At 38.2% G+C, this 24,025-nt stretch carries 24 protein-coding genes and 1 tRNA gene; all 25 read right to left on the bottom strand.

Annotation, left to right across the window (positions count from 1 at the left end):
• Positions 1-388: 388 nt before the first annotated feature.
• A complete protein-coding gene (gene lysS / locus H0184_RS21100) occupies positions 389-1,873 on the bottom strand; it encodes a lysine--tRNA ligase (RefSeq protein WP_221828135.1) in 1,485 nt (494 codons plus the stop codon).
• 206 nt (positions 1,874-2,079) lie between these two features.
• The gene (gene dusB / locus H0184_RS21095; RefSeq protein WP_221828133.1) at positions 2,080-3,078 is read right to left on the bottom strand and encodes a tRNA dihydrouridine synthase DusB; all 999 of its coding nucleotides are present in this window, start codon (positions 3,076-3,078) and stop codon (positions 2,080-2,082) included.
• A 17-nt stretch (positions 3,079-3,095) separates the two neighbouring features.
• The gene (locus H0184_RS21090) at positions 3,096-3,302 is read right to left on the bottom strand and encodes a helix-turn-helix domain-containing protein (RefSeq protein WP_221828131.1); all 207 of its coding nucleotides are present in this window, start codon (positions 3,300-3,302) and stop codon (positions 3,096-3,098) included.
• Complete coding sequence (gene folK / locus H0184_RS21085; RefSeq protein WP_221828130.1) at positions 3,254-3,781, bottom strand: 2-amino-4-hydroxy-6-hydroxymethyldihydropteridine diphosphokinase; 528 nt, start codon at positions 3,779-3,781, stop codon at positions 3,254-3,256. The genes H0184_RS21090 and folK overlap by 49 nt, the downstream gene beginning before the upstream one ends.
• A 2-nt stretch (positions 3,782-3,783) precedes the next feature.
• Positions 3,784-4,143, bottom strand: a complete 360-nt coding sequence (folB, locus tag H0184_RS21080; RefSeq protein ID WP_221828128.1) for a dihydroneopterin aldolase — start codon at positions 4,141-4,143, stop codon at positions 3,784-3,786.
• Positions 4,136-4,981 carry a dihydropteroate synthase gene (folP, locus tag H0184_RS21075; protein ID WP_221828125.1) on the bottom strand — a complete coding sequence of 282 codons (846 nt, stop codon included), beginning with the start codon at positions 4,979-4,981 and terminating at the stop codon, positions 4,136-4,138. The genes folB and folP overlap by 8 nt, the downstream gene beginning before the upstream one ends.
• A 111-nt stretch (positions 4,982-5,092) precedes the next feature.
• On the bottom strand, positions 5,093-6,019 hold the full coding sequence (gene cysK, locus H0184_RS21070) for a cysteine synthase A (RefSeq protein WP_221828124.1): 927 nt from the start codon (positions 6,017-6,019) through the stop codon (positions 5,093-5,095).
• A 166-nt stretch (positions 6,020-6,185) separates the two neighbouring features.
• A complete protein-coding gene (locus H0184_RS21065; protein ID WP_221828122.1) occupies positions 6,186-7,070 on the bottom strand; it encodes a peptidyl-prolyl cis-trans isomerase in 885 nt (294 codons plus the stop codon).
• A 21-nt stretch (positions 7,071-7,091) separates the two neighbouring features.
• Positions 7,092-7,970: an Hsp33 family molecular chaperone HslO gene (hslO, locus tag H0184_RS21060; protein ID WP_221828120.1), complete on the bottom strand. Its 879-nt coding sequence runs from the start codon at positions 7,968-7,970 to the stop codon at positions 7,092-7,094.
• Between the two features lie 143 nt (positions 7,971-8,113).
• Entirely contained in the window at positions 8,114-8,896 is a 783-nt protein-coding gene (locus H0184_RS21055) for a type III pantothenate kinase (protein WP_221828118.1), read from the bottom strand.
• A 107-nt stretch (positions 8,897-9,003) separates the two neighbouring features.
• Positions 9,004-10,953, bottom strand: a complete 1,950-nt coding sequence (gene ftsH / locus H0184_RS21050) for an ATP-dependent zinc metalloprotease FtsH (protein WP_221828116.1) — start codon at positions 10,951-10,953, stop codon at positions 9,004-9,006.
• A 131-nt stretch (positions 10,954-11,084) separates the two neighbouring features.
• The gene (gene hpt, locus H0184_RS21045; RefSeq protein WP_221828114.1) at positions 11,085-11,633 is read right to left on the bottom strand and encodes a hypoxanthine phosphoribosyltransferase; all 549 of its coding nucleotides are present in this window, start codon (positions 11,631-11,633) and stop codon (positions 11,085-11,087) included.
• Positions 11,634-11,656: 23 nt separating this feature from the next.
• Positions 11,657-13,045 (bottom strand): tRNA lysidine(34) synthetase TilS, encoded by a 1,389-nt coding sequence (tilS, locus tag H0184_RS21040; RefSeq protein WP_221828112.1) that lies wholly within the window; start codon positions 13,043-13,045, stop codon positions 11,657-11,659.
• Positions 13,046-13,200: 155 nt separating this feature from the next.
• Positions 13,201-14,214 (bottom strand): protein kinase domain-containing protein, encoded by a 1,014-nt coding sequence (locus tag H0184_RS21035; RefSeq protein ID WP_221828142.1) that lies wholly within the window; start codon positions 14,212-14,214, stop codon positions 13,201-13,203.
• Positions 14,183-14,920 (bottom strand): vWA domain-containing protein, encoded by a 738-nt coding sequence (locus H0184_RS21030; protein WP_221828110.1) that lies wholly within the window; start codon positions 14,918-14,920, stop codon positions 14,183-14,185. Before H0184_RS21030 ends, H0184_RS21035 begins: the two co-directional genes overlap by 32 nt.
• A 96-nt stretch (positions 14,921-15,016) precedes the next feature.
• The gene (gene spoIIE, locus H0184_RS21025) at positions 15,017-17,497 is read right to left on the bottom strand and encodes a stage II sporulation protein E (RefSeq protein ID WP_221828108.1); all 2,481 of its coding nucleotides are present in this window, start codon (positions 17,495-17,497) and stop codon (positions 15,017-15,019) included.
• Between the two features lie 253 nt (positions 17,498-17,750).
• Positions 17,751-17,824: transfer RNA gene (locus H0184_RS21020), tRNA-Met, on the bottom strand.
• A gap of 141 nt (positions 17,825-17,965) precedes the next feature.
• Positions 17,966-18,409, bottom strand: a complete 444-nt coding sequence (locus H0184_RS21015) for a S1 domain-containing RNA-binding protein (RefSeq protein WP_221828106.1) — start codon at positions 18,407-18,409, stop codon at positions 17,966-17,968.
• Positions 18,410-18,496: 87 nt separating this feature from the next.
• Positions 18,497-18,889 carry an FtsB family cell division protein gene (locus H0184_RS21010; protein ID WP_221828104.1) on the bottom strand — a complete coding sequence of 131 codons (393 nt, stop codon included), beginning with the start codon at positions 18,887-18,889 and terminating at the stop codon, positions 18,497-18,499.
• A gap of 13 nt (positions 18,890-18,902) precedes the next feature.
• Positions 18,903-19,535: a spore cortex biosynthesis protein YabQ gene (yabQ, locus tag H0184_RS21005; RefSeq protein ID WP_221828102.1), complete on the bottom strand. Its 633-nt coding sequence runs from the start codon at positions 19,533-19,535 to the stop codon at positions 18,903-18,905.
• On the bottom strand, positions 19,532-19,834 hold the full coding sequence (gene yabP / locus H0184_RS21000) for a sporulation protein YabP (protein ID WP_095250671.1): 303 nt from the start codon (positions 19,832-19,834) through the stop codon (positions 19,532-19,534). The genes yabQ and yabP overlap by 4 nt, the downstream gene beginning before the upstream one ends.
• 89 nt (positions 19,835-19,923) lie before the next feature.
• Positions 19,924-20,193: an RNA-binding S4 domain-containing protein gene (locus H0184_RS20995; RefSeq protein WP_221828098.1), complete on the bottom strand. Its 270-nt coding sequence runs from the start codon at positions 20,191-20,193 to the stop codon at positions 19,924-19,926.
• Between the two features lie 17 nt (positions 20,194-20,210).
• Positions 20,211-21,671: a bifunctional methyltransferase/pyrophosphohydrolase YabN gene (yabN, locus tag H0184_RS20990; protein WP_221828095.1), complete on the bottom strand. Its 1,461-nt coding sequence runs from the start codon at positions 21,669-21,671 to the stop codon at positions 20,211-20,213.
• 6 nt (positions 21,672-21,677) lie between these two features.
• The gene (locus H0184_RS20985) at positions 21,678-23,300 is read right to left on the bottom strand and encodes a putative polysaccharide biosynthesis protein (RefSeq protein WP_221828094.1); all 1,623 of its coding nucleotides are present in this window, start codon (positions 23,298-23,300) and stop codon (positions 21,678-21,680) included.
• 104 nt (positions 23,301-23,404) lie between these two features.
• Complete coding sequence (spoVT, locus tag H0184_RS20980) at positions 23,405-23,941, bottom strand: stage V sporulation protein T (protein ID WP_095250673.1); 537 nt, start codon at positions 23,939-23,941, stop codon at positions 23,405-23,407.
• Positions 23,942-24,025 lie beyond the last annotated feature (84 nt).

The following is a 24,025-nucleotide window of genomic DNA, read 5'->3' as shown; positions in this document are numbered from 1 at the left end:
ACGCCGCCAGCGTTCGTCCTGAGCCAGGATCAAACTCTCCAAGAAAGTTGATATAGCTCATTTGTTACGTTGGCTTAGCTTTTATAAAAAGCTAAAAAATTGTTTGTTGACGTTACTGTTTGTTTAGTTTTCAAAGAGCAATTTTATCTTGTCACCCGAAAGCGACTTTTTAATAATACCAAGTTACTAACCTAAAGTCAATAACTTTTTTAATTTCTTTTTTTAAAACGTGTTGTCTCGCAACAACAGATATTAATATACCACCAATATTGACCCAGTGCAATAGCTTTTTAAACTTATTTATCAAATATATTAAAATTATAATTTTCGAATTACTTTTACTACAAAAACAAAGCACCAGTAATCTGGTGCTTTTGTCAATTACATATTAACGATGACGCATTAACGGGAATAATAATACGTCGCGTATCGAAGGAGAGTTCGTTAGCAGCATTACTAGACGATCAATACCGATTCCTAATCCTCCTGTAGGCGGCATACCATATTCCAATGCCTCTACAAAGTCTTCGTCCATTTCATGAGCTTCGTCATTGCCTTGCTCCCGCTCTTTTAATTGAGCTTCGAAACGTTCTCTTTGATCAATTGGATCATTTAACTCTGTAAATGCATTTGCATGCTCACGTGCAACAATAAATAATTCAAAACGGTCTGTAAACCTTGGATCTTCTTCATTCTTTTTAGCAAGTGGAGAAATCTCAACTGGGTGACCATAAATAAATGTTGGCTGAATTAACTTTTCTTCAACTTTTTGTTCAAAGAATTCATTTACGATATGCCCATAAAGCATATGTTCAGTGATTTCTACACCATGTTCTTTCGCAAGTGCCCGAGCTTCTTCTACACTCATTTCTTTCCAGAAGTCTACTCCGGTATATTCTTTAATTGCATCTACCATGTGCAATCTCTTCCACTCTGGCTTTAAGTTAACTTCATATTCACCGTATTGGACAGTAGTTGTACCTAGTACCTCTTGTGCAATGTGTGCAATAAGATTTTCAGTTAAACTCATAATGTCCTGATAATCCGCATATGCCTCATATAGTTCGATCATCGTAAATTCTGGATTGTGACGTGTAGAAACACCTTCATTACGGAACACACGACCGATTTCATAAACTTTTTCAAGTCCTCCTACAATTAGACGCTTTAAGTGGAGCTCAATAGCAATCCGCATGTATAGTTCCATATCTAGAGCATTATGGTGCGTGATAAACGGACGGGCTGAAGCACCGCCGGCAATAGAATGCATCATTGGAGTTTCAACCTCTAAATAACCATTGTCATCAAGATAACGGCGCATAGATTGTATGATTTTACTGCGTGTAATAAAGGTCTCTCTACTCTCTTGGCTGACAATTAAATCTAGGTAACGCTGGCGATATCTTTGCTCCACATCTTTTAGTCCATGAAACTTATCCGGCAGCGGACGGAGAGCCTTTGTTAAAAACGTATAGTTTTGGACCTTAACAGATAACTCTCCTACTTTTGTTTTAAATAAAGTTCCTGTGACACCGATGATATCTCCTAAATCAGAGGAATCAAATACTTCATAAGCTTCCGCGCCAATCGCATCAACTCTAACATAAACTTGAATTTGGCCGGTGAGGTCTTGAATATTCGCAAACCCTGCCTTACCTTTTCCGCGCTTGGTCATCATTCGACCGGCAAGAGTTACTTCAACATTTTTCGCCTCAAGCTCTTCCTTCTCTAATTCTCCATACTGTTCAACTAACTCCATGATATTATGAGTACGTTCAAAGCGTTTTCCAAACGGATCTAGTCCACTTTCACGCATCGTATTCATTTTTTCCCGTCTGACCCTCAGCTGGTCATTTAATTCTTCTTGACTCATGCCTAATCAACTCCAATTACTTCTTTTTATGTAAACTAGCATTTAATCACTTAAATAGTTCACTTTTATGCATACTTTATTATTTTACACAATCTCAGCAATTCAGACATCAAAAAAGATTAATATAAAAGAAAACTGCCAGCTAATCTACTGGCAGTGTTCATTAAATAAAAATATTATAGAAAAGCTTATAGGTAAAGTCAAATTTATCCTACAATCACTTGGCTCTTTTCATCTTCTGCATCTGATGCTAAACCATTTAACAAACCAACTAATTCATCACGAGTATTACACTCATTAATAGCATTTCTTATTAATCCATTTCCTGGTACACCTTTTAAATACCAAGCAGCATGCTTACGCATTTCACGTACTGCAATATTTTCATTTTTAAGGGCAATTAAGCGGTCAAGATGCAGAATGCATACATCCATTTTTTCACGAACAGTTGGTTCATCCATTAATATACCTGTTTCTAGATAATGTACAGTTCGGTAAATCATCCATGGGTTTCCTAGAGCAGCCCGGCCAATCATAACTCCATCACAGCCAGTCTCTTCAAGCATTCTTTTCGCGTCTTGTGGAGATTGTACATCACCATTACCGATTAATGGGATGTTTATAGACTGCTTTACTTCCCGAATAATGTCCCAGTTTGCTTTTCCTTCATACATTTGTACACGGGTACGTCCATGAAGAGCAACAGCTGAACCGCCTGCTCTTTCTACAGCCTGTGCATTTTTGACAGCAAAGATATGGTCCTCATCCCAGCCCATACGCATTTTAACGGTTACTGGTTTGTCTACAGCTTCTACAACAGCTGATACCATTTCATAAATTTTATCTGGGTCTAAAAGCCATTTCGCTCCAGCGTCACATTTTGTGATTTTTGGAACAGGACAACCCATATTGATATCGATAATATCAGCATTCGTATTTTTATCTACAAATTGCGCAGCTTCAACAAGAGTTTTCTTTTCACCGCCAAAAATCTGAAGACTTAATGGTTTTTCACGTTCGTCGATGTAAAGCATATTCATTGTTTTTTCATTTTTTAAAACAATTCCTTTATCGCTGACCATCTCTGCACAAACTAAACCAGCTCCGAACTCTTTCACCGTTAGACGGAAGGCAGAGTTACACACACCAGCCATCGGTGCTAAAACGACCTGATTCTTCATTTCAATATTGCCGATTTTCAACAAAAGAGTATCCCTCCCATCTAATCATTTGGTGACAATTCCTCGATTGTAATATTTAAGGTTTGGCCGATTTTCTTTAGCAGTTCACCCGTAGGCAGGCGATTTCCTCTTTCAATCTCACCAATAATAGATACTGAAACACCAAGTTCCTTCGAAAAGCTTTCCTGCGTATATCCCTTTAGCTTTCGATAGGCTCGAATACGTCTTCCCCATTTTTCCGCTTCCATATTCGGACTCCTTCTTTGTTAGGTAATTCTTTGATCCATGCATCAAGTGGTTTTTCTATATTTGGAATGATTATGTCAGGTTTAATCTCTGACAAAGGAATCATGACAAAATTCCGCTCAAGCATCCGTGGATGCGGAATAATAAGTTTCTCTGATTTTATATTTTCTTGGTTAAAAAGGAGAATGTCAAGGTCAATTGTTCTTGGCCCCCAGACTATTTCCCTTTTTCTTCCAAGCTCTAATTCAAGTTTCAGACATAGATCTAAAAGTTCATTAGCACTCAGTTCTGTATGAACCTCAATCACCATATTTAAGAATAAATCTTGTTCCTCGTAACCAACAGGATCCGTTTCATAAACAGAGGAGGTATTTACCAGCTGAATTTTTGAATGTTTTGCAAGATTTTCAATGGCTTTCGATAAATAATCATACCTGTTTCCAATATTAGATCCAAGGGAAATAAATGCTACATTTACCATTTCTATCTTCCCCTCGTTATCTCTACTGCCACGGAGCGATAATGACCTGGGATTGGCGGATCTGGTTTGATTACTTTTATTGTTACTTCGGAAACTAGAGAAAACTGCTTTAGAACAGTTTCTGCAATCCTTTCCGCAACAGCTTCAACTAGTTTAAAAGGTTTTCCTTCCACAATTTCCTTACAAAGCTGATATAACTCGCCGTAATTTACCGAATGCTCTAGTTGATCACTTTTGCCAGCTTTTTTCAAGTCAATTAGCACCATTAAATCAACGACAAAACGCTGCCCAAGTCTTGTTTCCTCAGGAAAAACACCATGGTACCCGTAAAATTCCATTTGGTTTACATATATTTTATCCAAAGCTGACACCCTTCCCCATTAGTACATCCATCATTTTTGCCATTCTGCTCATTTCCTTCACATCATGTATGCGAATGATTTGACATCCCTTTTGGATTCCATAGCACACCGTTGCTCCAGTCCCTTCCATTCTTTCTTTTACCGGGAGGTTGAGCGCTTGTCCAATCATTGATTTTTTTGATGTCCCTAAAAGGACAGGGTAGCCGAGGGATGTTAAAATATCTAAGTTTTGCATCATCAAAATGTTCTCATTTAAATCTTTAGCAAAGCCAATACCTGGGTCTAAAATAATCTGGTCATCTCGTACTCCAGCTTGCTTTACAATATTAATACTCTCATACAAATCATTTAACACGTCTCTTATGAAAAAAGAGTAGTTTCGATCATCCCGGTTGTGCATGAGGATAATAGGAACATTGTATTCTGCAGCAACTGCTGCCATTTTAGCATCAGCTTTCGCTCCCCATATATCATTAATGATATGGGCGCCTGCTTCAATTGCTCTTTGAGCAACCTTTGCTTTATATGTATCGATTGAAATAGGAACAGAAACATGCTTAGAAATCGCTTCAATAATCGGGACAATACGGTCAATCTCTTCCTCTTCAGAAATAACTGTATATCCTGGACGTGTTGATTCACCGCCAATATCAATGATATCTGCACCATTTTCAACCATTTCCTTAGCATGCTCAATGGCCTGATCAATCGTATTATATTTTCCCCCATCTGAGAAAGAATCGGGGGTTGTATTTAAAATCCCCATAATATAAGTTTTCCTACTAAGATCTAACTGATGTGGTCCGCATTTAATACTGTAATTCACAGATGTATGCATCTTAAATACCTCCCGCGTATTTTTCACTTCTTATATCATACAAGAAGAAGGTTTTTTAAAGCAAAAAAAAAAGAGGCTTAGCATCATGCCTAAACCCCTCATTAGTTATATTTAGCCTTCGTATTGGTAAAGAGGTGTACTTAAATAACGCTCTCCATTATCAGGGATAATCGCAAGTACTTTTTTACCTTTTCCTAGTTCTTTAGCTACTTTTAGGGCTGCTGCAATAGCTGCACCAGAAGAAATTCCTCCAAGAATTCCTTCTTCCCTAGCCGCACGGCGTGAAGCTTCAAAAGCTTCTTCTGCAGCAATTTGAATAACTTCATCATATACTTCTGTATTTAAAACAGCAGGAACAAACCCTGCACCAATTCCTTGAATCTTGTGTGGACCTGGTTTACCACCTGATAATACCGGTGAATCAGTAGGCTCTACTGCATATATTTTTACATTTTGGAACTTCTCACGAAGAACTTCACCCGCACCAGTAATGGTACCACCAGTACCGATACCGGAAATAAATGCATCAAGTTGATCCATTTGTTCTACTATTTCCTTACCAGTAGTCTTACGGTGTACTTCAGGATTTGCTTCATTTTCGAATTGCTGCGGTACAAAGTATCCATTTTCAGAAGCTAGTGCATTCGCTTTAGCAATAGCACCCTTCATTCCTTCAGGACCAGGTGTAAGAACTAGCTCTGCACCATACGCACGAAGCAAGTTCCTTCTTTCCAAACTCATTGTTTCAGGCATAACAAAAATCGCCTTGTATCCTTTAGCTGCTGCAATCATGGCCAAACCAATACCTGTATTTCCGCTAGTAGGCTCAATAATCGTATCAACACCAGGCTTAATTAAACCCTTTTCTTCTGCTGCTTCAATCATGGCCAAAGCAATACGGTCTTTTACACTGCTTCCAGGGTTGAAGTATTCAAGCTTTAAAAACACCTCTGCACTGTTTTCATCTACTAATCTGTTTAATTTTACAATAGGAGTTTGACCAACTAATTCTGCAACTGAATTTGCTACACGTACCATTAGAGCACCTCTTTCTTAATTCCGAGTATTTTTATTGGTATTATAATAAACTTATCAGCTTTCTACTAGTTTTGTCAACCACTTTGCAGTACGAAATTCCCAAATTTATCAATTTTACTTCTTCTCAATTTAAAATAAAAACACAGAAAGTTATTCTGTGCTTATCTCAGTTTATGTCTTTATTTCCATAAAACCATTCTACCTTCATTTCTTCCCAGAAGGTTGTGGTTGTGGCTGAGGTCTTCATTTGCTCTAGTGCCATTTCTCTTCGAATTTGCTGCTTTACATCTTCATAAGAATACTCTTTTCCCTTAATTTTCCCTTCAAGCTTTACGATGGCATAGCCTTGTTCAACTTTGACTGGGTCACTCCAAGTACCTTCTTTTAGATCCTTTGCGGCTTTTAGATATTCAGTAGGATACCGTTCTTCTCCTTCAAAGATAAATCCAATGTCTCCGCCTTCATTAGCAGAAAACTCCTCAATCGATCGTTCCATCGCTAGTGCTGAAAAACTAGATCCTTGTGATAGCTCTTTGAGTGTTTCTTCTGCTTCGGTACTTGTTTTCACAACAATATGTGATAGATGATAGGCAGCAGGGATTGAAAAAAATTCCTTGTTTTTTTCAAAATAGGCCTTCATTTCTTTCTCGGAAACTTTAACATCCCTAGTGAGTATTTCATCATGAAGAAGACTATTACGAATATGTTCTTTCCACTTCTTTTCATTGGTCTTTGTGTTCTCACTGGGTGAACTGTATGTAGTTTGAAGAATCCTATATTCGCGGTCGACATCTTCCTCAGAAACCTTAATTTTATATTTTGCGGCCATTTCCGCTATAACCTTTTGATCAATCATATCTCTAAGTACATCTTTTCCATATCGAGACTCTAACTCATTAAGCCATTCTTGCCTTGTTATTTCACTTTTCCCCACAGTTGCAACGACTTCATCATTAATTGTATCTCTCACTTTAGAAAGGAAAAAGACAATCGTTAGACAGTTCAGTAAAATAAGCGCTGCAATAACGATCCAAAGCTGCTTTCGTCTCAAAAACTCCTCCCCCTGTGTTTTCTATTTTGCCTGACTTTTTAGCTCCTCTAATTCTTCTTTGGTAAAAAGATATTTTTCATTGCAGAAATGACAATGAGCTTCTGCCTGTCCATCTTCAACAATCATAGCTTCAATTTCACCTTGACCTAAACCGACAATTGCATCTGCAAAACGATTTTTTGAACAAACACACTTAAATTGAACAGGCATGGTTTCTAGGAAATTAACCTGTTCCTTCCCAAACAGCTCTTCCAATATTTCTTCTGGAGAGAGGCCTTGTTTAACTAGTTTCGAAATTGGAGGTATGGTTTTTAAGCGTTCTTCTATCTTAGTGATAGTCTCGTCCTTAATTCCCGGCATTAATTGAAAAATAAATCCGCCTGCTGCTAGGATGGTATCATCCGGATTCACCAAGACACCTACTCCAACTGAGGAAGGCACCTGTTCTGATGTGGCAAAGTAGTAGGTGAAGTCTTCCCCTAATTCTCCAGAGACAATTGGTACTAGACCCGAGAAGAAATCTCGAAGCCCTGTATCCTTAACGACAGATAGTGTACCATCAGTACCCACCGCGCGGCGTACATCTAACTTGCCATGTTCATTCGCCTCAAAATCAACTTGCGGATTTGAAACATAGCCGCGCACATCACCTTTTGCATTACTATCGACTAAAATCACACCAATTGGTCCGCCGCCATCGATTTTAATGGTTAGTTTGTCCTCCCCCTTTAACATCGCTCCCATCATAACTCCAGCAGTTAGGGAACGTCCTAGAGCCGCAGAGGCTGTACGCCATGTTCCGTGTCGACGCTGTGCTTCAGAAACAACTTCAGTCGTACGTACTGCATAAGCACGAATTTGACCGTCATAAGCCAAAGCTTTCACAAGATAATCATTCATTATGTAACTCCTTTCTAGTTGCTACTCTTTTATTGTCTAGCTTCGGGCGCCATCGGCTCTTAGGTCTAAGCCAATCCGTCAAGAAGGTAAAAACCAACCTTCTAGCCGGCTCGTCTTATGCCTGTCGCCGATGGGCAGGCGCCCTACGCATTTCTTATATTCTCCATATTTCGCTTATAGATTAGCTGTAATCCTTTTAAAGTTAAAAATGGATCGACAATATCAATAATTTTAGATTCTTTGGCTATTAAAGAAGATAATCCTCCAGTCGCGATGACTGTCGGTTTTTGTTCACTTTGGTCAATCATCCTTTTAACAATTCCCTCAACTTGACCCACATATCCATAAACAATTCCCGCCTGCATGGCTGAAACGGTATTTTTTCCAATTACCGCTTCAGGCTGAGCAATTTCAATTCTAGGCAGTTTTGCCGCCTTTGAGTATAATGCCTCTGTTGAGATACCGATTCCCGGCGCAATTGCCCCGCCCATATATTGACGTTGTTCATTGATGTAGCAATAGGTCGTCGCTGTACCAAAATCAACGATAATCAACGGACTTCCATATTCATGGATAGCAGCAACTGCATTAACAATGCGGTCAGCCCCTACCTCTCTCGGGTTTTCATATTTAATATTAAGTCCTGTTTTTATCCCTGGGCCTACAACCAATGGACTGAGATGGAAGTATTTTTTGCACATTCTTTCTAAGGCAAACATAATAGGCGGAACAACAGATGAAATAATAATCCCATCTATTTGAGAAAAAGAAAGTCCTGAAGCATCAAAAAGCGATTTGATAACCATCCCAAACTCATCCTCAGTGCGGTTACGGTTAGTTTCTATACGCCAATGATATTTAAGCTCTTCCCCTTTGTATACACCTAAAACAGTATTTGTATTTCCTACGTCAAATACGAAAATCAAAAGAATCACTCACTTTTCTGATTTTTCTTGGGTCTGCAAACATCATATCATAATTACATTTTATCGTGAAAAAAGAGTGCTTTTATAAGCACTCTTTTTTAAAATATCTACTTATCTTCAGTTTCAGAAGGCTGACCCGTTGATTCTTCATCCTTCTTCGTGCTGATATTAACTTTTACATCATCTGTCTTTTTTGTATCCACTGGTTTAAATCCTTCTAGCTCAGCCGCGGACTCCGGCATGCGTCCATTTTCAATCAAGTACTCAATTTGTTCTGCATTAAGTGTTTCGACTTCAAGAAGAGTCTTAGCGATTAGATCAAGCTTATCACGATTTTCTGTTAGTATCTTTTTAGCTCTTTCATAAGATTCTTTAAGAATCCGTTGAATTTCTAAGTCGATTTCAAAGGCAATCGCATCAGAGTAATTTTGTTCATTGTGAATGTCACGTCCCAAGAATACCTGACCGCCTGAAGCTTGCCCAAACTGTCCTACTCCAAGTTTATCACTCATACCATATTCAGTTACCATTTTGCGGGCAATTCCTGTTGCACGTTGGAAATCGTTATGTGCTCCGGTGCTTACTTCACCAAAGACGATTTCTTCTGCTACACGGCCGCCCAATAAACCAACAATTTTATCTAGTAATTCTGGTTTTGTCATAAAGTAACGGTCTTCTCTTGGAAGCATAACAGCATATCCACCCGCTTGACCACGAGGTACAATAGTAACCTTATGCACCATATCGGCTTCATTAAGAATTAAGCCAATTACTGTATGTCCGCCTTCATGGAAAGCAACGATTCGGCGTTCTTTTTCAGAAATGACACGAGTCTTTTTAGCAGGACCGGCAATTACCCTGTCAGTTGCCTCATCAATATCTTCCATGTCAACCTTTTTCTTATTCTGACGCGCAGCCACTAAAGCAGCCTCATTTAATAGGTTTTCTAAGTCTGCACCAGAAAAACCAGGTGTTCGCATAGCTATATTTTTCAAATTAACCGATTCATCTAACGGTTTATTCTTTGCATGTACTCTTAAGACTGCCTCACGACCATTAACATCTGGACGGTCAACCGTAATTTGACGGTCAAAACGTCCTGGACGTAATAACGCAGGATCCAGGATATCTGGACGGTTGGTTGCAGCAATAATGATGATTCCTTCGTTTGCACCGAACCCATCCATTTCAACTAATAATTGGTTCAAGGTTTGTTCACGTTCATCGTGTCCGCCGCCTAAACCTGCGCCACGTTGACGTCCAACGGCGTCGATTTCATCAATAAAAATGATACATGGAGCATTTTTCTTAGCATTTTCAAATAAATCACGTACACGGGATGCACCGACCCCAACAAACATTTCAACGAAGTCAGAACCGCTGATAGAGAAGAAAGGAACACCAGCTTCACCTGCTACTGCACGTGCAAGTAAAGTTTTACCTGTACCTGGAGGACCCACAAGAAGTACTCCTTTTGGAATACGGGCGCCAAGTTCCGCAAATTTTCTAGGGTCCTTAAGGAATTCTACCACTTCGACTAATTCTTGTTTCTCTTCGTCTGCACCAGCAACATCCTTAAAACGTGCCTTCTTCTTGTCATCGTTATAAAGCTTAGCTTTACTCTTACCAAAGTTCATAACACGGCTGCCGCCGCCTTGAGCCTGGTTTAATAAGAAGAAGAATAGGATAAAGATGATTACAAATGGAATGATGGAAGTAAAGAATGTTACCCATCCACTAGTTTCCTTCGCAGGCATTACTTCTACCTTTGAACCTGCCGCATCAATACGCTCTAAGATTTTTTCACTGTTTGGAACGTATGTTAAAAAGTTCTTGCCCTCTTTTACCTCTTTTTCAAACTTCCCCCGAACTTCAAAAACACCACGTTCAGGCTGCATAGAAAATTCATCGACTTCATTTTTTTCTAAATGAGTTACAAACTCATTATAAGAAATGTTGTCCGTAGGTTCGTTGCTGCCATTAAAGAAGCTAACCACGCCAATTATGACTAAAAATATCAATAAATAAAAGATGGTATTACGGAAAATCCGATTCATCTCTTACCTCCTCCCGCGATAAAAACTTTTTTAGATAGTATCATAGAAAATCATTCCAATTCTTAAATTACTCTACATTAACAGGATTGCGTTTTAAATCATTAGAATCGCTATGGCTCTTTTAGTTTCACTTAAAGATTATCGCTATATACTTCCGGTTTCAAAACACCAATATATGGAAGATTCCGGTACTTCTCTAGATAATCTAAACCGTATCCAACCACAAATTCATCTGGGACAATAAAACCTACGTAATCTGCTTTTATTGCGCTCTTCCTTCCTGTTGGTTTGTCAAGTAAGGTAACAATTTTGATTGACTTTGCTTTTCGGTATTTGAACAAATCATATAAATAGCTTAATGTTAAGCCGCTATCAATGATATCCTCAATGATTAAGATGTCTCTTCCTTCAACAGAAGTATCTAAATCCTTAAGGATTTTTACTTCTCCTGAAGAGACAAAGCCAGATCCATAACTTGAAACATCCATAAAATCCATTTCTAGATAACAATCCATTCGTTTTAATAAATCAGCCATAAATGGCATTGCACCCTTTAGAACACAGATGGCAAGAGGGACAGTATCTTTATATTCCTCCGTTAATTCTGCCGCTAACACCTTGATTTTTTCTTGAATTTCCTCTTCTGAAACTAACACTTTTTCAATATCCTGATTCATCATAAATTGTGCCTCCTAGAAGATCATTACTTATTATATGTGAGTAGTATATACTGACTTGTTGAATGATTAACGCCTTCGAATGCTGATTTCTTTATTCCAGGAAGCCAAATAATCCACCCATTTTTGTCAGTAATAACAGGCCATGTATCTCGATCCTGAATAGGAATTTTACTATCGATAAAAATATCTTTAAGCTTTTTAGTACCAGACATTCCCTTTAGATTCATGCGGTCCCCCATTTTTCTTGTTCGAATCTCGATGGGGAGTTTAATCTTATCAGCAGGAAATAGTGCATAACTTCCTTTTGGATCAATGTTCTTTATTTCATCAATTACATCCATTCTAATACTCGCCCCATAAGGTAATTCAACTGTTCCAGGCTCTGACAATATAAAGGAATACGGAGAGCCCTCTATCACTTCAAATTGGAAAGAAAGAAGTGAATACGATCGAATTACTTTTAAACCGTCAGGAAGATCAAGTGTTCCAGAAGGATGGTGATGTCGAACTAATGATAGAACATGATCGATATGTAAAGCAGAAAGTGACACAGGTATTACTTTGTAAAGATAGTTTAATATTAGTTGAATACCTCTTCTTTGTAAAGGAATTGGCACTTCCAGAAATGGAGCAATGTCAATGGTAATTTTATTTTTTTCTCTCATTTTCATTACTTTATTCATTCTTTGGACAGTTAATTCCTGTAGAAGTATTTCATCATTCTGAACATCCTCACTAAAGCGTTGAAAATGCTCATGAACGTTTTTATTTTCTCCTTTTAGGAAAGGCAGTACTTCATTTCGAAAACGATTCCTGCTGTAAATATTTTTTTTATTACTAGGGTCCAATCTAGGTGCTAAATTTTGCTTTTGGCAATATTCATTAAGCTCGGTCTTCGTTAAAGATAAGAAAGGTCGAAAAATAAATCCTTTCCCAATAGGTCTGGTAAATGGAATCCCTGCTCTAGCAGCACCAGAACTTCCCCTTGTCAATCGCATTAATATGGTTTCAACTTGGTCGTCCCCATGGTGCCCAAGGGCTAAATATTCACAATTGTATTTTTCCATTATTTCTTCAAAAAACGCATATCTTGCCTGTCTTGATGCTGCCTGCGAATTTTTCTTTGTTTTCCGAATGATTTCCGGAACATCTATTCGTGCCATTTCAAAAGGAATGTCCTGTTTTTCACAATAATCCTTTACGAATAAGGCATCTTCCAATGATTCTTGACCGCGGAACATATGATCTACATGTGCAGCTACAATGGAAAGGTTATTCTTTTCCTTTTGCAGCCATAAATAGTGAAGCAATGCTAGTGAATCTGGACCCCCCGAGACACCAACCACTATACTTTTATTTTCAATTTGAAATGAGTGGCGATCGAGCAGTGCTGCTACCTTTGCTTCTAACATTTTGCATTCTTCCTTATAGAGATTTCTTTATAAATCATTTTGAATATCACTAGCTTACCACTTTTATGACAAAAGTATCAAAAACAAAGACCTATTTGATTAGGTCTTTTTTTCCTTCCCTCTTATACGAAATGAGTAACCATTAGTTTCAACAATTAGAGAAGTTTTTGAAAAATATACAGGAAATATAAAAAGGCAATGAAGATGGTAATGCTGATTGTCTCAACCCAACGGTTTTTTTTCTTCTTTTTTCTATATGTCTGTCTGCTCTTAGCCTGATTTGGGGGCTGATTTGCTTTTGGATTATGAAAAGTACTATTGGTGCTGTTTATCGTCGTTGATTTATTTCCTGGACTGATACTTTTATTATCTGTTACAAGCGATAATAGATCTGATCTCATTTGGAGCGCATTTGAATACTGTCCATGAAGTGCCTTTACAATGACCTTTTCTACGAGGAGTAAATCCTTTTGTTTACTTATTGCCTCTCTCAGCTGTGTGATTCCACCTGTTGACTTATTAAAGCGTTTTGGATAGGCAGTATTGATCATAATCATTGCAACTGCAAATAAATCATAGGAAGGATCGGCCTTTCTTGACCCTAATCCCCAATATCCTCTATCATAAAACTCTGTAAATTCTTTAATTGCTCTGCCTTGAAGCGTTGTTCCCCCAACATCAATACATCTAATTTTCGGTGTTGGTCCAGTTACTATTAGGTTTTCTGGCTTTAAATCCCCAAATACCCAGCCGTTTTCGTGCAATTTATTTAAGTCATTTAGTAATTGTAATATCAGAACAGTGGTCCATGCCTTTCCTTTTGTTTGGATAAAACTCAACAAGTCTGGTCCTTGTATATATTCCATGACATAGAAGGAAATCTGACCTCGATTACTATTCCAATCATCAACATCAAGCAAAGAAGGTCCGAGGGTTGACCCTTGGACCTTCGCAAACGACCTTAATACATTTACCTCTGAGGTAATAGACATTCCATTATCACTCATCTTTAACGCTACTTGCGAATTCTTAAACTTAGCAAGGTAGACAATGCCGTTTGCTCCATATCCTAGTTCCTTTAAAACTGTATACTTATTCGAATGCCATTTTCCAGCTATGACAGTACCCGGAGCTACTTTACATCGATTCTTCAAGGAATGATTCATCATCACCGGTCATGAGACTCCTTAATGAACGTTTCGTATTAAATGAAGATAATGCTGTACGGATGGCAGGTCCTGTCGGTGTAATCCCTCCCGTTGTAAGCTGAGAGAAGATACTTGTCAAAGATTGTAGCTTTGGCGTCCAATCTAGAATTTTTTCGACATCATTCTTTTTCCCGGGAAATACAAAAACCGAGAACTGATTATCACCTGTACGTGCGTTCAAGCTTAGGGATAGATCAAGCAGTGCCTCTTTAACAGTAGGAAGCTTGTGTTTCATACTTGCGCTTGTGTCGACAAGAATCAACACCTCTAATTCGACAGTTTCACCAAGCTCATCGACCACTTCCATTACTTCCCCTCTTTTCTCAGGAGGAAGATCTTCAATCGTTTGTGAACGACCAAGAATTTGCTGCAGTTCCCGGTTAACAACACCCTGAATTGTCTGCGTCATTGCCTTCCTTGTAACCATTTGAACCGTTTGGGAGAGTTGCTGAGCATAGACAATTTGACTGACTCCTCCGCCAGACATTGCAATACCTTCTATTTCCGTCATTCCCTTTTCATCAATGACATCCTGCTCCATTACACCGATAACATTTACTGATATTCCTTGTTCTTTTGCAAGTGCCGCCATCGCAATAGGATCTTCACCTTGGTTTGAACAACCGTCTGTTATTAATAGAATCTGACGAATTTTTCCTGTATACATACTCATTCTCCCTCCACTTTTTCGAGTTACTTCCATTTTCGACACCGTGGAGGGGATTTATACATAATACAGGGATAAACAGCATAAAATAGTTGATTAGGCTTGTTTCTTCATTCTTGTAACAGGAATACTCGCCCATTTAGGTGTATTATGTTTTATTTTCGCCACTGCTATGGTCATATCATCACCAATCGAGTTATCACGTGAACGGATGACCTCTTCTAAGATTAAATCTGAAATTTCCTGAGGATCCTCTGTCTGTAGTTCTTGAATTTTCCGTTTCATCCAAAGGTCGTAGTTTTCTACATGTTTGGGACCCTCAAATATTCCATCACTCATCATAATGAGCAAATCTCCTGCTTTTAATTGCTCACTCACCACATCCACTTCAAACTCTTCTAGTATGCCCATCGGCAGATTGCTGGCTTGAATTTTAATTACTTTATTTCCCCTTTTTATAAAGCTTGGAGTGGAACCAATCTTTAGGAATTTTGCTGAAGCATTTTGCAGGTCAATCATAGCTAAGTCCAAGGTTGAAAAAATCTCATCTGTTGTTCGAAGTGACAGTATAGAGTTGACTGATTTAATCGCCACTTTCTCATCAATACCAGACTGCAGTATTTTTTGTAATAGCTGTAATGTCTCTTTACTCTCGTAATGGGCTCTTTCCCCATTTCCCATGCCATCGCTGATTGCTATCGCAAATTTACCCAACCCTAACTCCATGGTTGAATAACTGTCGCCGGATACAAAGCCGCCATCCATAGCAGCATGGGCCATTCCAGTTTCAACTGTATAGGCTTTGGAAGACCTAAAGATTACATGGCAGAAACCGTTTGGATATGCCGCACATTCTTCGGAGCTGACAATAATTTGTTCTCCGAGAATATCCGAAAGCATGGGTGCTATCAACTTCTCGCATTCTCCATGTCCATTACAGAAGGGAACGGACATTTCAATATCTACATTTCCAGACTCGAGACTATAGATCTCTACTTGTTCAACTTGAACACCAAAGCTTTGAATTGCCTCCAGAATTTGTTCCTCTTGTTTATGATGATTTTCTCTTTCTCGTTGAATTTCCTTTGCAAAGTTATCCATAACCTCTGATACACCTAAGAGTTGGTCGGCCACTAACTTCCTGCTTTCCTGCACTTGTTTCTTCAATTTTTGGTTAGCTTGGAAAAATGTTAACTCTTGCCCGACAGCCTCGTATACTCTTTTTGACCTTGTACAGTGCTTGTCCCATTCCCTGGTAAGCCTTGTAGATACTACCCCATCATTTTGGTCCATTTCATGAATGATCTCTTCTAGGTAACTATAAGTTGTGTTAAAGTTTTTCGCCCAGCATTGCTCTTTTTTAAAGCATGTATTACATGTCTTTTCTGTTACATGGCTCATAAAATAATCCATTTCCCGTCCCTGCTCATCATCACTTGGCTTTGTTTCCATTTGTGAGAAACTATTAGAAAGTGCATGGAAAACATTAGAGAATTGGGCAACCCGCTGTGCAGTTACATCACGCATTTTTCTCATATACTTTTGTTGTTCTGTTGTATACTCTGGCGTACCCGGTATATATTTGGCCAACTTAGAGGTAAATATCTGAGGTGTTAATAGGAAAAGCAATATAGCAGCAGCCGATTCCAATAATGTAGTCGTTAAGGAACCAGAACCACCTTCCTGTCCATACATACCAATTAACAGTGTTGCAATAAACAGACCAATTGCAACTCCTATTTTTTTCCCTTCTTTTAATAGGCCGCCCAATACACCTGAAAAGGCAAGTAAACTCATATGATAAAAACTTGAAACACTTGCAAGACTAAAGATTAAGCCTGTTACGACCCCGACGGTGGAACCAACAGTTGCTCCAGCAATAAATGAAAATACTAAAACAAGATATCGTGACATGATATGTTCAAGTGACAAATCATAGATTTTCCAGCCAATGGTTCCCGTCATAATAGAAGCAAGCATAATAATTAAACAGACAATCTCTTCGGTTTTTAATAATTGTCTGCGTTTATTCAAGATTAATAAGGGGATACTCTGTAGAAAAATTAGTGTTAGGATAAATGCCAGGCTCGTCTGAACACCAACCATCATAGCGTCATATAATGTAAGCTGCCTAGAAATAATAAACGCTTCTGCTAACTTACCCGTCCCTAGAATAATAGCCACGAAGAATGGGATCATTCTCATCTCATTTTTAATCCACTTTTCACTAATTCGATAAATGACTAGAAAAAGGATTGAAACCAAAAAGGTAAAAGCTGCATTCTTTAAGGAGACAGTTGCCGCGCCCGCAACCAATCCTACTAAGGCAAGTGGAGATCGATCTCTTTTAATGAGAAAGACTGCAGCGAAAAATGGCAGACTAAAGGGAGCAAGCGTGGATAATATTAAAGCTCTTCCTAACAAGAAACCTACCAAAAGTAAAAGGTAACCTTTTATAAGGAAGAAGGATTCAATTTTTAGCTGGAATTTTTTCATGACGCTGTCCCATGACCGTTTAGAGGATTGAAAATTAACCTCTCCGACCGGTTCTAGTAAATTCCGTTCAAGCTTTTCCATAATTCACACTCCTCTATTAATTCTCGTTAAAAACTATTATAAAATTAATAGATTCAAAATTTTGTCAGATTAGTGAACGTATGCAAAGTTTCGTTCGACGGTTTCCACTATATTTATTCAATTAATGTTGAGAAATTGAAATGATGTCGGAATTCGGAGGATTTACATATAAAAAAAAGCACCGATATAATATCGGTACTTACGCTTTTCGTTATGTCTAGCTGCAGCGCCTAGGCGCTTTCGCTTTTCGTTATAGCGGCGGAGGGGATCGAACCCCCGACCTTACGGGTATGAACCGTACGCTCTAGCCAGCTGAGCTACACCGCCAAGTATTTAAGGCACAAGTTATATAATACATAGGGTGAAAATAGATGTCAATAGAAAATTTGCGAAAACAAAAAGACAAGTCGCTCGACCTGTCTTAATAAGCAATGTAAAAAGCCAGCATTCTATTAAATAAGCAACAAGTTAACCCCTTTTTGCTCCTCTTCCGCCGCGCTTTGATTCTGTATGGCGTTTTAGAGAAGTTAAACGATCTTCACTATCTTTTAAAAACTTCGCCATTTTTGACTCAAATGTCTCTACTCTTGGAACATTTCGATCGTTTGACCTGTTCTGACGAGGGCGTTGTGAATGTGAGCTTGATTGTGAACGGGGTCTTTGCGGCGCCTCTGGTTTATCTATTGCTTTTTTTATAGAAAGTCCAATTTTTCCATCTTTTTCAACATTCATGACTTTAACTTCTACTTGGTCACCAACTTTAAGATGGTCATTGATATCTTTCACATAACTGTCAGCAACCTCACTGATGTGTACGAGTCCAGTTGAGCCATCAGGCAGCTCCACAAAAGCTCCGAAATTTGTAATCCCTGTTACCTTTCCTTGTAACTTGCTGCCTACTTCGATTGACATAAAAAGAATTTTCCTCCTTAAGAATTAAAAAAATCATACTTACTTTATATTATACAAAATGGGAAAAATAAGTGTCAATAAGACTAGTTATTGGTTGTTTTTACCTTCTTTTTCTTCAGGAATATTGAAGATAATTTCTCCATTTTCCGAGAAGAAATATTCTTTTCTAGCAAGCTTAGCAAGGTAATCATCATCATTTAACTTGACGATATCTTCTTTAAGGATTTCCTGCTGCTTTTTTAATTGAACCAGTTCTTGTTCAAGCTGCTTCTTTTGAGCCACTTTTTTATCTAATGTGGAGGATTGGGAAACAAAGCTAGTAATCATTAAATAGGACATGATAACTGCGAAGACTGAGAATAGGGTTAGTCTTCGAAATAGCAGCTTCCTTTTTCTGGCCGAAGCAATTTCTGCTATTTCCTGCTGGTGGACATAAGTGGTTTCAATCTTAGCTATATTTTTTTCTTTTACTGAACTCATTTCCCTTCCCTCCTTACTTTTTTGGTTTTTTAAACTTTTTGATTAGCTTTAATAAGTAATTCTTGATTTCCATAAAAAATCCTGCCGTTCTATTATATAACTTCTCGACGTATTTTTTAATACTTTTCGGCAAAAGTTTCCATAGAATTAATATTATCTTCACAATCGGCACCCAAACAATCTTAAGAATAAACAATAAAACCTTTAAAACAAATTTGACAAGGGAAAAAAGCCCCCTGCCAATTAAGATGATAATGGAAATGACCAATTGGATAAGGCCAACGACAGGTTTATAGATAAGTAGTTGAAAAGCTCTTCTTATAAATCTGTAAATGGCAATCGCCGTTTTTATCATGAATTCAAGAAGTCTCAAATAAACACCTTTAAATAAACTTTGATAGGCCGCAAATCCACAAAGAAGGGCAACAAAAATGTAAAATCGTAATTCTCCATTATTCACAAGGAATAAAATATAAAAGATGATAAGTGCTTGAATGACCCAAAACAACAAGTCATTAAAGAAAACAATCCAAGACTTTCGGTTAGGACGATCTAAGAATCGCTGATAGGTATCAAACATGACACCGAACAGCGAACCCATCCCAATCATCGAAAGCATGGTAAGGAATTGAGTCGAAAGGGTCATCGGAATAACTTACTAAAGAATCCTTTAGCTTTCTCCCCATGCTGTTCGTCTAAGTAAACTAAATCAAATATTTTACCCTTAATGGAGACAATCCCTTTTTCGACATCGAGATTTTTCATTTGTAAATTTTGCCCTTTGATTGCTAAAAAGCCCATAGACGTTTCTAATAAGAACTCCTCATTATCAAAGCTTTCTACCTGTTTAACACCTGTTATATCAAGCAGTTTTCTTCCTCTCATGATGACATCATGCTCTGGAACAGTACTTTTGACAGGATTTGTTTCATAATATTGGCTCATTATTCATCCCTCACAATCATTTGTACAACCTTTAGTACATTTTTATGTAAAGGGCAATTGAATTAGAACAAGCCTTTTTGCATGTGTCCTTACAACTGAGATTCGCTGATTCTTTCCTCTTTGATAATCGTGTACATTTCTGCTGCTGCTTCTTTCCGAGTGGTATCTTGAATCTGGTCAACTCTCGCCGTAACTAGTCTTTGTCCAAGGCGAATGGTAAGCTCGTCGCCTACTTTAACAGTTGAACTTGCTTTTGCTTCTTTTCCATTTATAAGAATTCTTCCTTGATCGGATACTTCTTTTGCCAAAGTCCTTCTCTTAATCAATCTTGATACTTTTAAATACTTATCTAGTCTCATTAATTAATCCCTCGATTCTATAGTCCTTTTGATTTTGCTTCATCCCAATAACGATCGAGCTCCTCTAAGGAGTAATCCTCTATAGGCTTTTCACTATTCTTTACCTTTTCTTCTATAAAACGAAACCTTCTAATAAACTTTTCATTGGTCTCAAATAAAGCTTCTTCTGGATGAATGGACATAAACCTTCCTACATTAACAAAGGCAAACAGGATATCACCAAACTCTTTTTTTGCGTCTAAAAGGCTCTCATTCTTTATCTCATTCTCAAATTCCTCCAGCTCTTCTTTCACTTTCTCCAATGCTGGTGTTATTTCCTGCCAATCAAAGCCAACTTTCGCTGCTTTCTTTTGAATCTCGTATGCTCTTAATAAATTCGGCATTGATTTAGAAACACCATCAAGAAGAGAGGTTTTTATCTCGCCCTTTTCAAGCTTCTTTATTTCCTGCCAGTTACGAAGGACCTCTGATGAGTCTTTCACGTCTGTATTCCCAAATACATGTGGATGCCTGCGAATCATTTTTTCTGAAAGGACCTCAATCACATCCTCAATAGCAAAATACCCCTCATCTTCACCAATTTGGGCATGAAGCATGACTTGCAGTAAGACATCACCAAGCTCTTCAATTAAATGGTCAATATCACCGCTGTCTATCGCCTCAATGACTTCAAAAGTTTCTTCAATCAAATATTTCTTTAGTGACTCATGTGTTTGTTCCTTATCCCATGGACAGCCATTAGGGCCTCTTAATACAGCAATAATCTCTCGAAGCTTGGAGAAATTTTTCAACATAATTTTTTCATCTTTTACGGGTGGAACGTAGACAGAAGTAAGATTATCAAGCGTTACTTTTCGGTCTAATTCATACAATGGTACCCGATCTAGTCTTTCACTGCTGCTTCCGGCGGCACGTACAATGACTACTTCATAATCATCCGGCAGTCTTTCCATAAGGGTCAGCTTAATATTAGAGGCTACAAACTGATCATAAACCTGACTGATAAACATATGCTGATCGATTTGCAGCTGGCTGGAATGAAGAGAGGTTCCATCAAGCAGCTGGAAACCGTCTATTGGGTCAATTTTCAAGGATTGAAAGAGTGCGTCAACAAAGCTTTGACCTCCCCCAATTAAAATCTCCACATTCTCATTAGGGCCATATTCCAAAAGTAATTGTACAGTCCGCTCTGCCACAAGAGGATGGCCCGGTACCGCATAAATCACCTGCTCCACTTTTGCTTTTTGCAGTAAATTTTGGACAATCTCCTGATAAACTTCTTCAAATTGATCGTGCTTTTCATAGATTGAGTCAAACGAAGAAAAGCTCAGTCCTTCTTGTACTAATTCATTTATAACTGGATGTTCCTTCGTTCTTAAATAAACATGATTTGCATTCTTCAACTTTTTGTAAACGCCAAAGGGAAGCTGATCAAGATCTCCTGCTCCCAAACCGAGAATTTCAATTGATTTACCCATATTCTTTTAACTCCTATTCTTCTTAGGTAATAAAAGGCTTAATTTACTGCCGAAAGGAAATAGCGATAGTTCTTTTTCTAAAAAGACTCCACCTCTAATAATGATTAATAAGAAAAGGAATCCTCCTGAAATGGCACCGACTACCGCCTGGATTGCTGACATCATTCTCTCCGTTCCAGATGGTATTGCAATCATATTTGTTAAGGCTAGGCAGCCTTTCAATAGTAGTACCATCATTAGTGCTGCTGCCAGTAATGTAGCTAAGAAACGGTACGTTAACAGCGAAATGGTTTGCATTTTTTTAAGTTTTATAAATAAGACCGCACAAAGTAATACTAAGGTAATTATCGTAGCATACGCTGCCCCCATTGTCCCATATAATGGGACAAAGAGAGTATTAAGACTATACTTTAAAAGAAATGATGCCAGAACTGCAGCAGCTGGAAAAAGTAACGAACCCAGCCCCTGCATAATAGCAATAACTGTCGTATTCATTGAGCATAGGAGTATGACAAAGCTTAATACTCCTAGTACGTTAGAACCTGAGCTATCCTTAAATAACATGATATTGGCCGGTTCAATAATGGACCATAACCCTGCAGATGCTCCCACCCCAATAACAATACTGATTCTAATGGACAATCGAATTTTATCCTGTAAGAATTCAGTGTCTTTGTTTATCCTCGCACTTGTTATTAAGGGTACTAGGGATAAAGACATTGAAACAGCTACAATGGTACCTAACTGAATTAATGGCTGTCCACGGTCAAAGATTCCCTTTATACCCTTTGCCAATTTAATCCCATATCCATTTTCTGTAAGTAACGAGTACAGATTGAGTGCATCCGCCATTTGTATCAAAATCATCAGCATTCCACTAACACAAATTGTCAGACCTTGAAAGGTAAGTGTTTTTAGAATAACGCAGAACTCTCGATAATAGCCGCGCAGCATACCTTTTTTTGGAGCAATCATTCTCCATTCTTTACGAACCCCTATAAATGTAAACAAAATAATGACTGATACCATACTTCCTGTTATGGAACCAAACATGGCACCGCCGCCGACCAGATACAGTGAGTATCCTAAGTTTGTGAGTAGGTATGCGGAAAAGAGAATGGTTAAAGCTCTAATTAATTGTTCACCCACCTGCGATAATGCAGTGGGGACCATGTCTCCCTTCCCCTGATAGAATCCTCTTAGAATAGAAACAATCGGAAATAATAAAAAGACGATAGAGACAACCCTTAGTAAAATAGCTAACTTATTATCATTCATCCAATTTGCAATATGACTAGCGCCAAGGTAAAGAATTAAAAAGCATATAATTCCGAATAACTGTAGAATGATAAACGAAACGAATAAAAGCCTTCTGGTTTTCTCGTGGTCCCCTTTTTCCCTCTGCTCAGCATACAGCTTAGAAATGACAACCGGAAAACCTGTTGTCGCCAGCACCATCGCCAGACCATAGAACGGATATACCTGCTGATATATGTAAAAGCCATCATTGCCAACTATATTTTGAAACGGAATCCGATAAACAGCACTAAGGATTTTCGTGACAAGTGCTGCAACCGCTAAAATAAAAGCCCCTTTAAAAAGAGCCTTCGACTGATTTACTTGCTTCATTTCTTATCTCCTAACTAACCTAAACTCGTGAGTATTATATCACAAGAGGCAAATAAAAAAGACAGCTGGCGCTGTCTCTTTTATTTGTTGGAATAATATTAGTTCTAGGATTCCATCTGTCTTGCAAGAAATCCAGCAGCAGTTTCAACAGCCTTTTTCTCGACTTCACCAAGTGTACCTTCTTTAGCATAAATAATAACTGCACCAATAGGATCGCCATTTGCAATAATCGGTCCAATTGTATAAGATGAGATAGTTTCATCATTGCCATCGGCTAACGCAATATCACCTTGCTGTGTAACCAAAACTGAATTACGATCTTCCATTGTTTTTTCAACTAAATCACTTATATTTTTATTTAAATAATCCTTTTTAGAACTTCCTGCTAATGCAATATAACTGTCTCTGTCACAAATTAATACCGGGTTTCCGAGGCTGTCAAATAGGGCTTCTGCATATTCTTTGGCAAAATCGCTTAACTCGCTGATTGGTGAATACTTCTTTAAAATAACTTCTCCATCACGATCCACAAAGATCTCTAACGGATCCCCTTCACGGATACGCAGTGTTCTGCGTATTTCTTTGGGAATGACAACACGACCCAAATCATCGATTCGACGAACTATTCCAGTTGCTTTCATCCAATGTTGCCTCACTTTCATCTGATGATTTTACTAACTTGGTAATGACATTCTTTCCTTTTGTAGGAATCATCACCAACTTTG

The sequence above is a fragment of the Neobacillus niacini genome, from assembly GCF_019749295.1.
Taxonomy (GTDB): domain Bacteria; phylum Bacillota; class Bacilli; order Bacillales; family Cytobacillaceae; genus Neobacillus; species Neobacillus niacini_D.
Note: the sequence above shows the minus strand (reverse complement) of the source record. Positions and strands in the feature narration are given on the sequence as shown.

Bases quoted from the DNA above. Each gene is read 5' to 3' on its own strand.
- spoVT (WP_095250673.1), bottom strand. From the start codon at position 23,941: ATGAAAGCAACTGGAATAGTTCGTCGAATCGATGATTTGGGTCGTGTT.
- cysK (WP_221828124.1), bottom strand. From the start codon at position 6,019: ATGGTACGTGTAGCAAATTCAGTTGCAGAATTAGTTGGTCAAACTCCT.
- H0184_RS21010 (WP_221828104.1), bottom strand. From the start codon at position 18,889: ATGAGTTCAGTAAAAGAAAAAAATATAGCTAAGATTGAAACCACTTAT.
- yabQ (WP_221828102.1), bottom strand. From the start codon at position 19,535: ATGACCCTTTCGACTCAATTCCTTACCATGCTTTCGATGATTGGGATG.
- hslO (WP_221828120.1), bottom strand. From the start codon at position 7,970: ATGAATGATTATCTTGTGAAAGCTTTGGCTTATGACGGTCAAATTCGT.
- tilS (WP_221828112.1), bottom strand. From the start codon at position 13,045: ATGTTAGAAGCAAAGGTAGCAGCACTGCTCGATCGCCACTCATTTCAA.
- H0184_RS21015 (WP_221828106.1), bottom strand. From the start codon at position 18,409: ATGTCAATCGAAGTAGGCAGCAAGTTACAAGGAAAGGTAACAGGGATT.
- hpt (WP_221828114.1), bottom strand. From the start codon at position 11,633: ATGATGAATCAGGATATTGAAAAAGTGTTAGTTTCAGAAGAGGAAATT.
- spoIIE (WP_221828108.1), bottom strand. From the start codon at position 17,497: ATGGAAAAGCTTGAACGGAATTTACTAGAACCGGTCGGAGAGGTTAAT.
- yabP (WP_095250671.1), bottom strand. From the start codon at position 19,834: ATGAGCCAATATTATGAAACAAATCCTGTCAAAAGTACTGTTCCAGAG.
- H0184_RS21090 (WP_221828131.1), bottom strand. From the start codon at position 3,302: ATGGAAGCGGAAAAATGGGGAAGACGTATTCGAGCCTATCGAAAGCTA.
- H0184_RS20985 (WP_221828094.1), bottom strand. From the start codon at position 23,300: ATGAAGCAAGTAAATCAGTCGAAGGCTCTTTTTAAAGGGGCTTTTATT.
- ftsH (WP_221828116.1), bottom strand. From the start codon at position 10,953: ATGAATCGGATTTTCCGTAATACCATCTTTTATTTATTGATATTTTTA.
- folK (WP_221828130.1), bottom strand. From the start codon at position 3,781: ATGGTAAATGTAGCATTTATTTCCCTTGGATCTAATATTGGAAACAGG.
- folP (WP_221828125.1), bottom strand. From the start codon at position 4,981: ATGCATACATCTGTGAATTACAGTATTAAATGCGGACCACATCAGTTA.
- H0184_RS21030 (WP_221828110.1), bottom strand. From the start codon at position 14,920: ATGTATACAGGAAAAATTCGTCAGATTCTATTAATAACAGACGGTTGT.
- lysS (WP_221828135.1), bottom strand. From the start codon at position 1,873: ATGAGTCAAGAAGAATTAAATGACCAGCTGAGGGTCAGACGGGAAAAA.
- H0184_RS21035 (WP_221828142.1), bottom strand. From the start codon at position 14,214: ATGATGAATCATTCCTTGAAGAATCGATGTAAAGTAGCTCCGGGTACT.
- yabN (WP_221828095.1), bottom strand. From the start codon at position 21,671: ATGGGTAAATCAATTGAAATTCTCGGTTTGGGAGCAGGAGATCTTGAT.
- H0184_RS20995 (WP_221828098.1), bottom strand. From the start codon at position 20,193: ATGAGACTAGATAAGTATTTAAAAGTATCAAGATTGATTAAGAGAAGG.